This is a genomic window from Brevibacillus sp. NRS-1366 (genome assembly GCF_050467985.1).
Window position 1 is genome coordinate 30835 of record NZ_JBITPN010000026.1, and the last position, 15436, is coordinate 46270.

Genomic DNA, 15436 nt, shown 5'->3' on the forward strand with positions numbered 1-15436 from the left:
TTTTCGATATAAATTCACGCCACTTCATAGGCGTTTTTCTTATTTCTTTTTCGCTGCTGCAGCTGCTTGACCTGGCTTCGGACGCTTAGTACCGTATTTGGAACGACCTTGTTTACGGTTGTTCACACCAGCAGTGTCAAGTGCACCACGAACGATATGGTAGCGTACCCCTGGCAAGTCTTTTACACGACCGCCGCGCACAAGCACGACGCTATGCTCTTGCAGGTTGTGGCCAATACCACCGATGTAAGCAGTTACCTCGATACCGTTAGTCAAACGCACACGAGCGTATTTACGCAACGCGGAGTTCGGTTTCTTCGGAGTCATGGTACCTACACGAGTGCAAACACCACGTTTTTGAGGAGAGCTTTGGTTGGTTTGGCTTTTCTTGAAGCTGTTGTACCCCTTTTGAAGAGCTGGGGACTTCGACTTCACAACCTTATCCTCGCGACCTTTACGCACCAATTGGTTAATTGTAGGCATGATGTTACCTCCCTTCTTAATACCCAATCTTCAAGACCACAGATCCAGGTGAGTCATTTTTAGGCCAAATAGAAAGTCCTTGTCCAGCATTACGCAACGTGTAACAACAGACAAAAACATCATTAACCACTTTTTTTAATCGCAGCAGTAGCTGCTCCCACTTCGATACCGCACGCTTTGCCTAATCGCCGCATGGAATCTACGTGGATGACTGGAACACCCTTCTCTTTGCAAAGGAGCTCGACTTTTTGGGTCAAACGCTTATCAGCATCTACAGCGATGTAAACTGCTTCTACCTGTTGGTGTTCCACAGCTTTGATCGTCTGTTTGATACCGATCGTCAACTCCTTGGCCCGCTCTACTTTTTCATAAGACATGATTTTCATATCCTCCAAAGTACAGATGTCAGGCACACTTGAATATAATATCAGGTGGGCTACAAGTTGTCAACGCCCTCATCATATTTTTTATTTAGGAAAGCGCCCACCGATAGTGATGGGCGCACTTCCTTTCATTACTCCACAGAAACAGCCTCTTGCTGTGCTTTCCCTGCTTCAAGCTCTGCTTCGTAATCAATCTGACTTGCCACTTTAATATTGCGATAACGCGACATACCGGTACCGGCTGGAACCAGCTTCCCGATAATTACGTTCTCTTTCAAACCTAGCAAGCGGTCCACTTTTCCTTTGATCGCTGCATCTGTAAGAACGCGAGTCGTTTCTTGGAAGGATGCCGCCGACAAGAAGGAGTCCGTTTCGAGGGATGCTTTGGTGATCCCCAAAAGAACTGGACGACCTACTGCTGGGCTTCTGCCTTCCAAAAGAACCTTGGTGTTCGCTTGCTCAAACTCAGGAACCTCCACATAGGAGCCTGGCAAGAGATCGGTATCGCCGCTGTCAATGACTCGCAGCTTGCGTAGCATCTGACGAATCATAACCTCAACGTGCTTGTCGTTAATTTCCACACCCTGCATACGGTACACTTTTTGTACCTCTTGCAAAATGTAGTTGGAAACGCCGCGCATACCACGAACCTTCAGCATTTCTTTCGGGTCAACGGAACCTTCCGTGAGCTCATCCCCTGCGTTCAGCTTGACACCAACAGATACCTTGATGCGAGAGCCGTACGGAGCTGCATACACTTTGTTTTCCGCTTCACCACGAACTTCGATTTCACGACGATCCTTACCTTCGCGAATATCGACAACTTCACCATCAATCTCGGAGATAACGGCTTGACCTTTCGGATTACGCGCTTCAAACAACTCTTGAATACGCGGCAAACCTTGGGTAATATCATCTCCCGCAACCCCACCTGTATGGAAAGTACGCATGGTCAGCTGGGTACCCGGCTCACCAATGGACTGAGCAGCGATAATACCAACCGCTTCCCCTACTTCCACCTCGGCACCTGTTGCCAGGTTGCGTCCATAGCACAATTTGCAGACACCATGACTGGTACGGCATGCAAGTACGTTACGGATGTAGACGTCGGTAATGCCTTCTTTTTCGATGTACTCGGCAATCTCTTCAGAGATTTCCTCATTGCGACCAATAATGACTTCTTTGGTCACAGGGTGGCGCAAAGTCTCAAAACATGTACGACCAATGAGACGGTCAGACAGCTTTTCGATCTCTTCTTTACCATCTTTAATTGCCGTAACACGAATACCTTTATCCGTACCACAATCTCTTTCGCGGACGATCACGTCTTGGGCAACGTCTACGAGACGGCGGGTCAGGTAACCTGAGTCCGCAGTACGCAGTGCCGTATCGGCGAGACCTTTCCGCGCACCGTGTGTGGAGATAAAGTACTCCAATACAGTCAGACCTTCACGGAAGTTGGATTTAATCGGCAACTCGATGATTCGACCGGATGGGTTGGCCATCAGGCCGCGCATACCAGCAAGCTGAGTGATCTGGGATACGTTACCACGGGCACCGGAGTTTGCCATCATAAAGATCGCATTAAACTTATCCATCGACTTCATGAGCACGTCGGTTACTTCATCCTTGGCTTTGGACCAAATGGAGATAACGCGGTCATAGCGCTCATCTTCTGTAATCAAACCGCGACGGAATTGCGTCATGACAGTTGCAACTTTTTCATCGGCTCCGTCGAGGATGTCTTTTTTCTTACCTGGTACAGCAATGTCCGCTACGGCAATTGTGATACCTGCTTTCGTCGAGTACGTGAAGCCCAGTTCCTTGATCTTATCGAGGATCATAGACGTTTTCATTGTACCGAAGCGACGGAAGCACTCGGAGATAATGGTTCCCAGGAAGCCTTTCTTTACAGCACCTGGATCCGGGAGGTTCTTAATGAACTCCGTAACGTTTGTACCTTTATCAAAGATAAAGCTCTCGTCTGGAACCATAAATTGCAGGTTAGCTTTGGTTGGTGCATTGATGAACGGCAGATCTGCAGGGAAAATTTCGTTGAAAATCACTTTCCCTACTGTCGTTACGAGAAGCGCGTTCTCTTGCTGTTCAGTAAAGCTCGTTTTGTTCAGACGTTTCGCTGGCAGAGCGATACGCGTATGCAAGCTAATATAACCTTGCTGATACGCAGCGATCGCATCGTGTGGATCACGATAAATCGTGCCCTCGCCTTTGTCGCCTTCCCGTTCCAACGTGAGGTAGTAGGAACCAAGCACCATATCCTGGGATGGTGTAACTACCGGCTTACCGTCTTTAGGGTTCAAGATATTTTGCGCTGCCAGCATGAGAATACGGGCTTCCGCCTGTGCTTCAGCAGACAACGGAACGTGAACAGCCATTTGGTCACCGTCAAAGTCCGCGTTGTACGCAGTACATACGAGCGGATGCAGACGGATGGCGCGACCTTCAACCAGTACTGGTTCAAACGCCTGGATACCCAGACGGTGCAAGGTGGGGGCACGGTTCAATAGAACTGGATGCTCGCGGATAACGTCCTCGAGAACGTCCCAAACTTCAGGTTGAACGCGTTCTACCTTGCGCTTTGCGCTCTTGATGTTGTGAGCGAGACCTTTTGCCACCAGCTCTTTCATCACGAATGGCTTGAAGAGTTCCAGTGCCATTTCTTTTGGCAAACCGCACTGATACATCTTCAGGTTTGGTCCTACAACGATAACGGAACGACCGGAGTAGTCAACACGCTTACCGAGCAGGTTTTGACGGAAACGACCTTGTTTCCCTTTGAGCATGTGGCTCAAAGATTTCAATGGGCGGTTACCTGGTCCTGTTACCGGACGTCCACGACGACCGTTGTCGATGAGCGCGTCTACTGCTTCCTGCAGCATACGTTTCTCGTTTTGTACGATAATGTCAGGCGCACCAAGCTCTAGCAGGCGCTTCAGACGGTTATTCCGGTTGATTACACGACGGTACAGGTCATTCAAGTCAGAAGTGGCAAAACGTCCACCATCCAATTGAACCATCGGACGAAGCTCTGGCGGGATCACTGGCAGTACGTCTAGGACCATCCAATCCGGGTGGTTACCGGAGTTACGGAATGCCTCGAGCACTTCCAAGCGCTTGATCGCGCGGTTGCGACGTTGGCCTTGTGCCGTTTTCAGATCTTCTTTTAACGTCTCCACATCTTTATCCAGATCAATTTCAGCGAGCAGACGCTTGATCGCTTCTGCACCCATCATCGCTTGGAAAGAGTGGCCGTACTTTTCCCGATAGTTGCGGTACTCTTTTTCGGAGAGCAATTGCTTTTTATCGAGAGGTGTATCGCCTGGATCGGTTACTACGTAAGAAGCAAAGTAGATAACTTCTTCCAGGGAACGCGGGGACATGTCGAGCACCAAGCCCATACGGCTTGGAATCCCTTTGAAGTACCAGATGTGAGAAACTGGGGCAGCCAGTTCAATGTGCCCCATACGCTCACGACGTACTTTGGCGCGAGTCACTTCCACGCCACAACGATCGCACACTACACCTTTATAACGAACACGCTTGTATTTACCGCAGTGGCACTCCCAGTCCTTAGTCGGTCCAAAGATGCGTTCGCAGAACAAGCCGTCTTTTTCCGGTTTCAGTGTGCGGTAGTTGATCGTCTCCGGCTTTTTTACTTCCCCGAAAGACCACGAACGGATCTTATCGGGGGAAGCCAAGCCGATCTTCATATATTCGAAGTTATTCACGTCAATCACAGGGCGTTACCTCCCTTTGTACCGGAATCTTACTCTTCGTTCGAGCTTCCGCCTTCGAGTACGAGGTTTAGTTTTTCACTATTACCTTCATCCTCGTCTTCTGTTTCGCGCATTTCAATCTCCTGCTCATCACCGGAAAGGATCTTCACGTCCATACCCAAGCTTTGCAGTTCCTTAATCAATACCTTGAAGGACTCAGGAACGCCTGGCTCTGGAACGTTTTCACCTTTGACGATCGCTTCGTACGTTTTCACACGACCTACAACGTCATCGGATTTGACAGTGAGAATTTCTTGCAAGGTGTAGGCTGCACCGTATGCTTCCAGTGCCCAAACCTCCATCTCCCCGAAACGCTGTCCGCCGAATTGAGCTTTACCACCCAATGGCTGTTGGGTAACGAGAGAGTATGGACCAGTAGAACGGGCATGGATTTTGTCATCAACCAAGTGAGCCAATTTCAACATGTATACACAACCGACTGTTACACGACGATCAAACGGTTCACCTGTACGACCATCAAACAGGATGGTCTTACCATCGCGATCCAAGCCAGCTTCATCCAAAGTCTCGAATACTTCTGCTTGACGGGCACCGTCAAATACTGGTGTTGCCACGTGAATACCCAGAAGCTTCGCTGCCATACCGAGGTGAGTCTCCAATACCTGACCGATATTCATCCGCGAAGGAACGCCGAGCGGGTTGAGAACGATCTCTACCGGGGAGCCATCTGGCAAGAACGGCATGTCTTCCTCTGCCATAATTCGGGCAATAACCCCTTTGTTTCCATGTCGTCCAGCCATCTTGTCACCCACGGAAATTTTCCGTTTTTGGGCGATGTAAACACGTACCAGTTGATTTACGCCTGGAGGCAGCTCGTCGCCGTTTTCACGCGTAAAGACTTTTACGTCTACGATAATACCGGAACCACCATGCGGTACACGCAGAGATGTATCACGAACTTCACGAGCTTTTTCACCGAAGATCGCATGCAAGAGACGTTCTTCCGCAGTCAGCTCAGTCACGCCTTTAGGTGTAACCTTACCAACGAGAATATCGCCATCCTGAATTTCCGCGCCAACCCGGATAATACCGCGTTCGTCCAGGTTTTTCAGAGCGTCTTCACCCACGTTTGGAATATCGCGTGTGATTTCCTCTGGACCCAGCTTGGTGTCACGGGCTTCGGACTCGTATTCTTCAATATGGATAGACGTATATACGTCATCTTTAACCAGTTTTTCACTCAGAAGAATCGCATCTTCGTAGTTGTACCCTTCCCATGTCATAAACGCGACGATGACGTTACGACCGAGAGCCAATTCACCTTTTTCGGTGGATGGACCATCACCAATGATATCGCCTTTTTCAATCCAATCGCCACGGCTTACAATCGGGCGCTGGTTGATGCAAGTACCTTGGTTGGATCGGATAAATTTATGCATCTTGTACTTATCAATATCGCCAGCCACTTTCTTGCCGTCGATTTCTTTGTAACGACGAATCCAGATTTCGCGAGCCGTTACGCGCTCTACCTGACCCGGATGTTTGGCAACGATCGCTACCCCGGAGTCTTGCGCTGCTTTATGCTCCATACCCGTACCGACAAACGGTGCTTGTGGAATCAAAAGCGGAACGGCCTGCCGCTGCATGTTGGAACCCATCAATGCGCGGTTCGCGTCATCGTTTTCGAGGAACGGAATCAATGCAGTCGCCACGGACACTACCTGTTTAGGCGATACGTCCATGAAGTCAACCTTGTCGCGTGGTACGCTCAAGATTTCGCCTTTACGACGGCAAATAACCATGTCGTTCACAAAACGACCAACATCATCGAGCGGCTGGTTCGCCTGTGCCACGTTAAACACGTCTTCCTCATCAGCGGTCAAATAGCTGATATCCGTCAGAACAAAACCTGTTTCCGGGTCGACTTTACGACGAGGCGTTTCGATAAAGCCGTAGTCGTTGATACGAGCAAAGGAAGAAAGCGAGTTGATCAAACCAATGTTCGGACCCTCTGGTGTCTCAATTGGACACATACGGCCATAGTGGGAATGGTGAACGTCGCGCACTTCAAAGCCCGCGCGCTCACGGGTCAAACCACCAGGTCCGAGTGCAGAGAGACGACGCTTGTGAGTCAACTCAGCCAGCGGGTTTGTTTGGTCCATAAACTGGGACAACTGCGAGCTACCAAAGAACTCCTTCAGTGACGCAATCACTGGACGGATGTTAATGAGAGCTTGCGGTGTAATCTGGTTTTGATCCTGGATGGACATACGCTCACGAACCACGCGCTCCATACGGGACAAACCGATACGGAACTGGTTCTGCAAGAGCTCACCCACGGAACGGAGACGACGGTTACCCAAGTGGTCGATGTCGTCAGTGGAACCAACGCTATGCAGGAGGTTCATGAAATAGTTGATCGCCGAAACGATATCTGCCGGCGTAATATGCTTGACGGATTTATCTACGTTTCCGTTTCCGATGATTTTGATGATCTTGCCATCTTCAATCGGAGAGAAAATATTAATGGATTGCAGATGAATCGCTTCCTCTTCCAAAACACCGCCATGTGTACGAACATCAATACCGCCGATGTTCCCTTCCAGAGCAGGCAGGATACGATCCAGTATGCGACGGTCAATCATTTGACCCGCTTCGGCAAACATTTCACCGGTTTCTGTATCTACTAACGTCTCTGCCAAACGCTGATTGTACAGGCGATTCTTCAGATGAAGCTTCTTGTTCATTTTGTAACGACCGACAGAAGCCAAATCATAGCGCTTTGGATCAAAGAAGCGAGAGACCAAGAGACTCTTCGCATTATCAACTGTCGGTGGCTCACCCGGACGCAAACGCTCATAAATCTCGATCAGCGCTTTTTCGGTAGAGTCCGTATTGTCTTTTTCCAGCGTGTTCTTGATGTATTCATCTTCACCCAGCAAGCCCAATATCTCAATGTCAGAACCAAAGCCCAGTGCACGCAAAAGGACCGTTACCGGGATTTTACGCGTACGGTCGATGCGGACATAGATTACGTCTTTCGCATCAGTCTCCAACTCCAGCCATGCGCCCCGGTTCGGAATCACAGTAGCTGTGAACATCTGCTTGCCGTTTTTGTCCACTTTGGTGTTGTAATATACACTGGGGGAACGAACAAGCTGGCTGACAATAACGCGCTCAGCCCCATTAATAATGAAGGTTCCCGTTTCAGTCATGAGCGGGAAATCCCCCATGAAGACTTCTTGTTCCTTCACTTCTCCCGTCTCTTTGTTCAACAAACGTACCTTCACACGCAGAGGCGCCGCATAGGTGACGTCACGTTCTTTCGACTCGTCAACATCGTACTTCGGCTCTCCCAAGCTGTAGTCGATAAACTCCAGCACGAGATTACCTGTGAAGTCCTGGATTGGCGAAATGTCTTGGAACATCTCACGGAGCCCCTCATCAAGGAACCATTGGTAGGACTTTTGCTGAATCTCGATGAGATTTGGAAGGCCCAGCACTTCGTTAATACGTGAATACGTACGACGCTGGCGGTGTCGGCCACTTTGAATCACTTTACCTGCCAACTTATTCACCCCTCAGGTTGTGTTTTCACACATAGAAACTTGGCATTCGGCAACTTTAAGAGAGCAGACGAATGCCTCAAAAATAAAAATGGGTTAAATCAGTAACACCACTTTTAACCCAGAGAAACTCTATTTTAAAAGAATTCCCATGTTTTTACACAAACATTCCTTCCCTCTTCAGAAAAAGAAAGAAACACTTGACAGACAGGGAATTACTGAAAAATAGACATTTATCCCATATTGACATTTTATAATGCTACCACAATGAAATATTCTCGTCAAGAAAACTTTCCTTCTTGCTTATTTTATCGCCCGAAAAATGTGATAGCCTTTTGTTCGATCTACCTCTATCACTTCCCGGTAGGTTTCCTGGAGCTTCTTCAATGCCGATGGGGCGCCTTGCTTCTTTTGAATCACTACCCACATCTCGCCGCCTTCAGCCAGAAGCTCGTACCCTTCCGTAAAAATGCGATGGACGATCTCTTTGCCCGCTCGAATCGGTGGGTTGGTCAGGATGACGTCATACTCTCTCCCCTGCACCCCGCTGTAAACATCACTTACCAGGATCTCGACGTTTTTCACGCCATTCAACTCGGCGTTGCGTCGAGCCAGGTTGACCGCACGCTCATTCACGTCAATCATCGTGACCTGACCTTCTTCAGCAAGTCTAGCAGCAGTCAGCCCGATTGGACCGTAACCACAGCCCACATCCAGTACACGCGCACGACTGGCAAACTCCATGTTTTCGATGAGCAATACACTGCCAAAGTCAATCCGATCGCGGGAAAAAACGCCTGCATCCGTCCAAAAACGCAGTTCATTTCCACGAAGCACAAACGAAAATTGTTGTTCGTCATGCGCGACGCCCGGTCGACTGGTGTAGTAGTGATCTGTCACGTGTGATTCACCCTTTTCGCATCGGATAGAAATCAAACTCCTCACCCCTACAGAAAAACCCCCTGCCGCAGGCAAGGGGATTTCCATTAGGAAGCTAACTTACTTTACTTCTACTTGTGCGCCAGCTTCTTCGAGTTTTGCTTTGAGAGCTTCTGCTTCGTCTTTGGAAACGCCCTCTTTGAGTGTTTTTGGAGCGTTGTCTACCAGGTCTTTTGCTTCTTTCAGACCAAGGCCAGTCAGCTCGCGAACAACTTTAATAACGTTGATTTTGGAAGCTCCACCGCTTACCAAAGTTACGTTGAATTCAGTTTGCTCAGCAGCTGCTTCAGCGCCGCCACCAGCAACTACAGCTACAGGAGCAGCAGCAGTTACACCGAATTCGTCTTCAATTGCTTTTACCAGGTCGTTCAGTTCGAGAACGGACATGCCTTTGATGGCTTCCAAGATTTGCTCTTTAGACATTTTGAAATCCTCCCATTCAAGGAAAAGTATAGTTGAATCATTAACCGATCAGGCGATTACGCGCCTTGACCTTCTTTTTGTTCTGCCACTGCTTTGACTGCCAGTGCAACGTTGCGCATTGGAGCTTGCAGGACGGAAAGAAGCATGGACAGGAGACCTTCGCGGGATGGTAGGGATGCCAATTCTTTAATTTGATCAGCACCAACTACTTTACCTTCGATAACGCCACCCTTAATTTCCAGCTTGTCATTTTTCTTCGCGAATTCAGCGATAACTTTCGCTGGAGCGATGATATCATCTTTGGAGAACGCCAGAGCGTTCGGGCCAGTCAGATATTGATCCAGTTCAGTCAGGCTTTCCTTCTCAGTAGCCAAACGAGTCAGGGAGTTTTTCAACACCTGGAACTCAACACCTGCTTCACGCAATTGTTTGCGCAGCTCGGTTACCTGTGCTACTGTCAGACCGCGATAGTCAGCCACCACTGTTGTTTGGCTTTCGCGCAGTTTGGCTGCGATCACGTTGATCGCTTGTACCTTTTCTTCACGAATAACGGTTGGACGAATTTCTGCCATTGTTTACACCTCCCGTGCTCAATTCCTAGAAAATGAAGAATGCCCTCGCAGACTCACGAGGGCATAATGCTATATCGTCAAAGGAATCAACATTCCTAATTCGTACATTACACGCCTCGGAGGGATATTAAGCACTGCTTTTACAAGCACCGCACCTTCTGTCTACGGCATATTCTTTTCATCAACAGGAACTATCTTAACAACTCCCACAAAGGAAGTCAAGTGTCATTATTTTACAGCAACGCGTACGCCAGGGCCCATAGTGGAGCTCAGGGTTACATTTCTCATGTAAACACCTTTAGCTGCTGCTGGTTTCGCGCGGTTCAGCGCTTCAGTCAATGCAGCCAGGTTTTCAACCAGCTTGTCAGCATCGAAGGATGCTTTACCGATCGGAGCGTGGATGTTACCTTGTTTGTCTACGCGGTACTCAATTTTACCTGCTTTGATTTCGTTAACCGCTTTAGTTACATCAAATGTAACTGTACCGGTCTTAGGGTTTGGCATGAGGCCTTTTGGACCGAGTACACGACCCAATTTACCTACTTCACCCATCATATCAGGAGTAGCTACTACAACGTCAAAGTCGAACCAGCCACCTTGAATTTTCGCGATCATGTCTGCATCGCCTACGAAGTCTGCGCCAGCTGCTTCAGCATCTTTTGCTTTATCGCCTTTAGCGAATACGAGAACACGTTGTACTTTACCAGTACCATGTGGCAATACAACAGCGCCACGGATTTGTTGGTCAGCACGTTTAGGGTCTACGCCCAAACGGAAAGCTGCTTCAACCGTTTCATCGAATTTAGCAGTAGCTGCTTTTTTAACCAGCTCGATACCTTCTGCTACTTCGTATACTTTGTTTTTATCAACGAGCTTTACAGCCTCTTGATATTTCTTACCTTTTTTCGCCATGATTAAATCTCCCTTCAATGTGGTCGTAGCGGTTAATCCTCCCACAGACAGGGGGGCACAGCGTCCGTGCCCCCTTGCACTTAAGACAATTAGTCTTCGATTACGATACCCATAGAACGTGCAGTACCTTCAACCATGCGCATAGCCGCTTCAACGGTTGCTGCATTCAGGTCAGGGCGCTTCAGTTCTGCGATTTCACGTACTTTATCACGTTTCAGCGTAGCAACTTTTGTTTTGTTTGGTACACCAGAACCGGACTCGATGCCAGCAGCTTTTTTCAGAAGAACTGCAGCTGGTGGAGTCTTCGTGATGAAAGTGAAAGAACGGTCTTCAAACACGGTGATTTCCACCGGAATGATCATACCAACTTCGCTCTCTGTACGAGCATTGAATTCTTTACAGAACCCCATGATGTTCACACCAGCTTGACCGAGAGCCGGACCTACTGGAGGTGCAGGATTCGCTTTACCTGCTGGGATTTGTAATTTAATTACGCGGATAACCTTCTTAGCCACGTAAGACACCTCCTTACTTCACATGTGGTTATTACGGGGGAATGCCCCCTCCCACTGTTTGGTGAAAGTCTCGTAAAAGACTTTCGATCTATAGTGAGAGTGCAAGAAACCCCAGATATTGTTGTGGGATTGTTAAAACAAGATGAAATGTACCATATAGCTCGATACTTTTCAAGTTGTATCCTAATCCAATTTTTGAACTTGTGTAAAGTCTAGCTCTACCGGTGTTTCGCGACCGAAGATGTCCACTAATACGCGAACCTTCTGTCTGTCCGGGTGAATCTCGATAATCTCCCCGGTGCGATTAGAAAATGGACCATCTGTGACGCGCACCATATCGCGGAGAGCAAAATCGACTCTGATTTTGGGAATTTCGATTCCCATTTGCTTGAGAATCGTATCGGCCTCTTCAGGACGCAGCGCTGTCGGCTTAGAACCGGCGCCCGTGGATCCGACAAAGCCGGTAACCCCAGGAGTGTTGCGCACGACATACCAAGAGTCGTCCGTCATCACCATTTCAACAAGGACGTATCCAGGAAACACTTTTTTCGTGACGGTGCGCTTTTTGCCATCCTTAGTCTCCACTTCTTCTTCAGTGGGAACGAGAACGCGAAAGATCTTGTCTTCCATGCCCATCGACTCGAGGCGCTTCTCTAGATTGGTTTTAACCTTGTTTTCGTAACCTGAGTACGTATGAAGTACATACCATGCTTTTTCCATATCCAACAGGACGTTAACCGTCCGTCCCTCCTAAGACTTGCAAAATTACGTTCCTAGAATCAAATCGATCAAGCGCGAGATCCCCAAATCAACGACGAAGAAGAAAAGTGCTAACAGCACAACCGTAACAAGAACAACAATCGTATAGGTTGTCAGTTCTTTACGGTTAGGCCAACGGACTTTCTTCAGTTCGGACATTACGTCGCCAAAGAAGCCACCGGTACGGCGAAAACTGGCTCCGATTCGTGCTAAAAAACCCACTTTGCCACCCCCTGACTTCGTCGCATCAACCATTACTTCGTCTCGCGATGAAGGGTTTGCTTCTTGTCACGGGAGCAATACTTTTTCAGTTCAACACGTTCAGTAGTGGTGCGTTTGTTCTTTGTGGAGATATAGTTACGCTCGCCACACTCGGTGCACGCCAACGTGATGTTTACTCGCATTTATTGCCACCTCCATCTCATTTCAAACCTGCTATTAGTTATAAGTACCCCGATGATAAATAGTACGGGAAAACCGCTACTTTTTCCTGACCATTTCATTCACCAAAGTAACCATAGAACAGAGAGATAAGAGTCTATGGCTACCTAAATAAATTTATCATACCGAAATACCCATGTCAAACAAAACGACTTGACAAGCGGAAAGCATTTTGCTTCCATATAAAACCCGGGATTTCCCTTTTTTGCGCTTATGCCTAACCAGATTGGATGTAGCGAGAAGAAAAAAAAAGATTCTCTTTTACAGATGAATCTCTCTACCTTCCAAATAACGCTCTAATTTGCGCTTGACTCGCTGCAAGGCATTATCAATAGACTTGACGTGACGCTTCAGCTCAACAGCAATTTGCTGATAGGATCGCCCATCCAAATACAGCATGAGTACCTGACGTTCCAAGTCACTCAAGATTTCACTCATTTTCCCCTCAATATCATCGAACTCTTCACGATTGATGAACAACTCTTCGGGATCCGTCACCTTTGTTCCCGATATCACATCGAGCAAGGTACGGTCAGAATCCTCATCGTAGATCGGCTTGTCCAGCGATACATAAGAATTAAGCGGAATATGCTTTTGTCTGGTAGCCGTCTTGATCGCTGTGATAATTTGTCTCGTAATGCACAGCTCGGCAAATGCCTTGAAAGAAGTGAGCTTGTCTCCTCGGAAGTCGCGAATAGACTTGTACAGTCCGATCATCCCTTCCTGGACGATGTCTTCGCGGTCAGCCCCAATAAGAAAATAGGATCTCGCTTTGGCACGCACGAAGTTTTTGTACTTGTTAATCAAGTACTCCAAGGCTTCGGCGTCATTATCGCGAACCAGGTCGACTACTTCTTCGTCGGTCATTAGTTCATATTGGGCATGTTTTAACTCCTTGAGGTCAACACTCACAAATGATCCCTCCGCCAACCGGTTTCTCCATAGATAGCGTTATTATACATGATGCCGTAAAAAAGCGTCAACCGAATCCAAGTTATTCCCTTCTCCATTTTTCGAATATTTTCGCTATTTCATCATTCAAAGTAATGCGTGTGGAGAAGCGTTCTTCCTGTGTTTTATCGACCTGCCGTTTGATTTCCTTGCCTGCATTTTCCATATCAAGCAACAACTCCCGCGCGGATTTACGCAGTGCTCCCTGGCCGAAAATGACCCGCTGGGAAGTGTAGTCAGAAGTCGCTACATAGATTTGTCGATTTTTCTGGTGAAATTCGGAGACTAACTGCTCAATTTTTTCGTCAGCCGTCTCCTTTTTTTTCGTAAAATAAATTTCGACCAGGTAGTCTTCCATTTGACGGCCAATGCCAGGTACGTTGTATGCATCAAAAACGATGATTACTTTCATCCCCGTATAGCTCTGATATTCAGCCATTTTGGAAATGAGCTGATCGCGCGCCTCGTCCATACGATCCTGATCTTTTAATGCACGCAAGTCAGGCCAGGCACCGATGATATTATAACCGTCAACGATCAGCAGTTGCTTGGCTTTCTTTTTGGCCATCTCATTTCACCCGCGTCGGAAGTGGACTCCTGGAACGGTATACTTCATACATCAATAATGCCGCAGCTACCGAGGCGTTGAGAGAGGTCACATTGCCCGCCATTGGAAGGCTGTAGAGAAAATCGCAATTTTCCCGAACGAGACGACTGATTCCTTTACCCTCACTGCCGATAACGATGGCAAGCGGCATTGTAAAATCTCCTTGGCGGAAGTCTTGCTTGGCACTCGCATCAGTACCTGCAATCCAGACACCGCGTTCTTTTAATTCTTCCATGGTCCGAACTAGATTAGTCACACGTGCTACAGGGACGTAGTTGATAGCCCCGGCGGATGATTTAGCAACCGTTGCAGTCAGGCTCACCGAACGCCTTTTTGGAATAATGACTCCATGTGCTCCCACCGCATCTGCCGTACGCATGATGGAGCCCAGATTGTGCGGATCCTCCAGCTCGTCCAGCAAAAGAAGGAAGGGCTGCTCGTTCTTCTCTTCAGCCCGCTTCAAAATATCGTCCACTTCTACATAGTCGTAGGCCGCTACAGAGGCGATAACCCCCTGATGATTGTCCGTCGACGCAAGCTGATCCAGCTTCTTGCGATTCGCTGTTGTTACAATCACGCCCTGGTCCTTTGCAAGGGAAAAAACAGGTCCCATCAGGTTCTTGTTTGTTCCTTCTGCAATCCAAATCTTATTGATCGTACGCCCTGCACGGAGCGCCTCGATCACAGGGTTTTTCCCAACAATCCACTCTTCACTCATGCTTTATTCTCCTTCCACAATAGCAAAAGCTTGCTGCACAATTTCAGCGATCCGCTCTTCTCTTCCGCTCAAATACAAGTATCCGATCAATGCTTCAAACGCCGTGGCATGCCGATAATCGATAATATCGGCATTTTTCGCGGTGGAGCCAGACTTGGCATTCCGCCCCCGTTTTACCACATTCAGCTCTTCTTCCGGCAGCGTGGGCATGAGCGTCAATAAGATATTCGCCTGCGCTTTGGCTGAAACGTACCGGTTAGCTGTTTTGTGGAGCTGGTTTGGTTTAACCAGCCCCTTGGCGATCAGATGATACCTCACACAATGAGCATAGGTAGCGTCGCCGAGAAAGGCTAGCACCAGTGGATTGGTCAGATTAGGATCTCGGGTTAGTTCTTCTTTTTGCATCGTT

The 15436-nt window shown here is 48.1% G+C and carries 16 protein-coding genes and 1 other annotated feature; all 16 genes read right to left on the reverse strand.

Going from position 1 to position 15436, the window contains the following annotated elements:
* Nucleotides 1-39: 39 nt before the first annotated feature.
* Nucleotides 40-483: a 30S ribosomal protein S12 gene (gene rpsL, locus ACIFQN_RS23105; RefSeq protein WP_005828873.1), complete on the reverse strand. Its 444-nt coding sequence runs from the start codon at nt 481-483 to the stop codon at nt 40-42.
* A 122-nt stretch (nt 484-605) separates the two neighbouring features.
* The gene (locus tag ACIFQN_RS23110) at nt 606-860 is read right to left on the reverse strand and encodes a 50S ribosomal protein L7ae-like protein (RefSeq protein ID WP_429835386.1); all 255 of its coding nucleotides are present in this window, start codon (nt 858-860) and stop codon (nt 606-608) included.
* Nucleotides 861-997: 137 nt separating this feature from the next.
* A complete protein-coding gene (gene rpoC, locus ACIFQN_RS23115) occupies nt 998-4624 on the reverse strand; it encodes a DNA-directed RNA polymerase subunit beta' (RefSeq protein ID WP_429835387.1) in 3627 nt (1208 codons plus the stop codon).
* Nucleotides 4625-4653: 29 nt separating this feature from the next.
* On the reverse strand, nt 4654-8193 hold the full coding sequence (rpoB, locus tag ACIFQN_RS23120) for a DNA-directed RNA polymerase subunit beta (protein ID WP_429835388.1): 3540 nt from the start codon (nt 8191-8193) through the stop codon (nt 4654-4656).
* A 300-nt stretch (nt 8194-8493) separates the two neighbouring features.
* Nucleotides 8494-9090 (reverse strand): class I SAM-dependent methyltransferase, encoded by a 597-nt coding sequence (locus tag ACIFQN_RS23125; protein WP_429835389.1) that lies wholly within the window; start codon nt 9088-9090, stop codon nt 8494-8496.
* Between the two features lie 99 nt (nt 9091-9189).
* Nucleotides 9190-9552 carry a 50S ribosomal protein L7/L12 gene (gene rplL, locus ACIFQN_RS23130; protein ID WP_429835390.1) on the reverse strand — a complete coding sequence of 121 codons (363 nt, stop codon included), beginning with the start codon at nt 9550-9552 and terminating at the stop codon, nt 9190-9192.
* 56 nt (nt 9553-9608) lie between these two features.
* Nucleotides 9609-10124, reverse strand: a complete 516-nt coding sequence (gene rplJ / locus ACIFQN_RS23135; RefSeq protein WP_429835391.1) for a 50S ribosomal protein L10 — start codon at nt 10122-10124, stop codon at nt 9609-9611.
* Between the two features lie 24 nt (nt 10125-10148).
* Nucleotides 10149-10310, reverse strand: a sequence feature (ribosomal protein L10 leader region).
* Between the two features lie 42 nt (nt 10311-10352).
* A complete protein-coding gene (gene rplA / locus ACIFQN_RS23140; protein ID WP_429835392.1) occupies nt 10353-11036 on the reverse strand; it encodes a 50S ribosomal protein L1 in 684 nt (227 codons plus the stop codon).
* Nucleotides 11037-11125: 89 nt separating this feature from the next.
* The gene (rplK, locus tag ACIFQN_RS23145) at nt 11126-11551 is read right to left on the reverse strand and encodes a 50S ribosomal protein L11 (protein WP_003392012.1); all 426 of its coding nucleotides are present in this window, start codon (nt 11549-11551) and stop codon (nt 11126-11128) included.
* 183 nt (nt 11552-11734) lie between these two features.
* The gene (gene nusG, locus ACIFQN_RS23150) at nt 11735-12271 is read right to left on the reverse strand and encodes a transcription termination/antitermination protein NusG (protein WP_049742216.1); all 537 of its coding nucleotides are present in this window, start codon (nt 12269-12271) and stop codon (nt 11735-11737) included.
* Between the two features lie 45 nt (nt 12272-12316).
* Nucleotides 12317-12565 (reverse strand): preprotein translocase subunit SecE, encoded by a 249-nt coding sequence (gene secE / locus ACIFQN_RS23155; RefSeq protein ID WP_429835393.1) that lies wholly within the window; start codon nt 12563-12565, stop codon nt 12317-12319.
* Entirely contained in the window at nt 12565-12714 is a 150-nt protein-coding gene (gene rpmG, locus ACIFQN_RS23160) for a 50S ribosomal protein L33 (RefSeq protein ID WP_003392018.1), read from the reverse strand. The genes secE and rpmG overlap by 1 nt, the downstream gene beginning before the upstream one ends.
* Before the next feature lie 298 nt (nt 12715-13012).
* Nucleotides 13013-13663: an RNA polymerase sporulation sigma factor SigH gene (gene sigH, locus ACIFQN_RS23165; protein ID WP_005828894.1), complete on the reverse strand. Its 651-nt coding sequence runs from the start codon at nt 13661-13663 to the stop codon at nt 13013-13015.
* Between the two features lie 82 nt (nt 13664-13745).
* On the reverse strand, nt 13746-14270 hold the full coding sequence (locus ACIFQN_RS23170; protein WP_429835394.1) for an NYN domain-containing protein: 525 nt from the start codon (nt 14268-14270) through the stop codon (nt 13746-13748).
* 1 nt (nt 14271) lies between these two features.
* Complete coding sequence (rlmB, locus tag ACIFQN_RS23175; RefSeq protein ID WP_429835395.1) at nt 14272-15027, reverse strand: 23S rRNA (guanosine(2251)-2'-O)-methyltransferase RlmB; 756 nt, start codon at nt 15025-15027, stop codon at nt 14272-14274.
* 3 nt (nt 15028-15030) lie between these two features.
* Entirely contained in the window at nt 15031-15432 is a 402-nt protein-coding gene (locus tag ACIFQN_RS23180) for a Mini-ribonuclease 3 (protein WP_429835396.1), read from the reverse strand.
* Nucleotides 15433-15436: the final 4 nt, after the last annotated feature.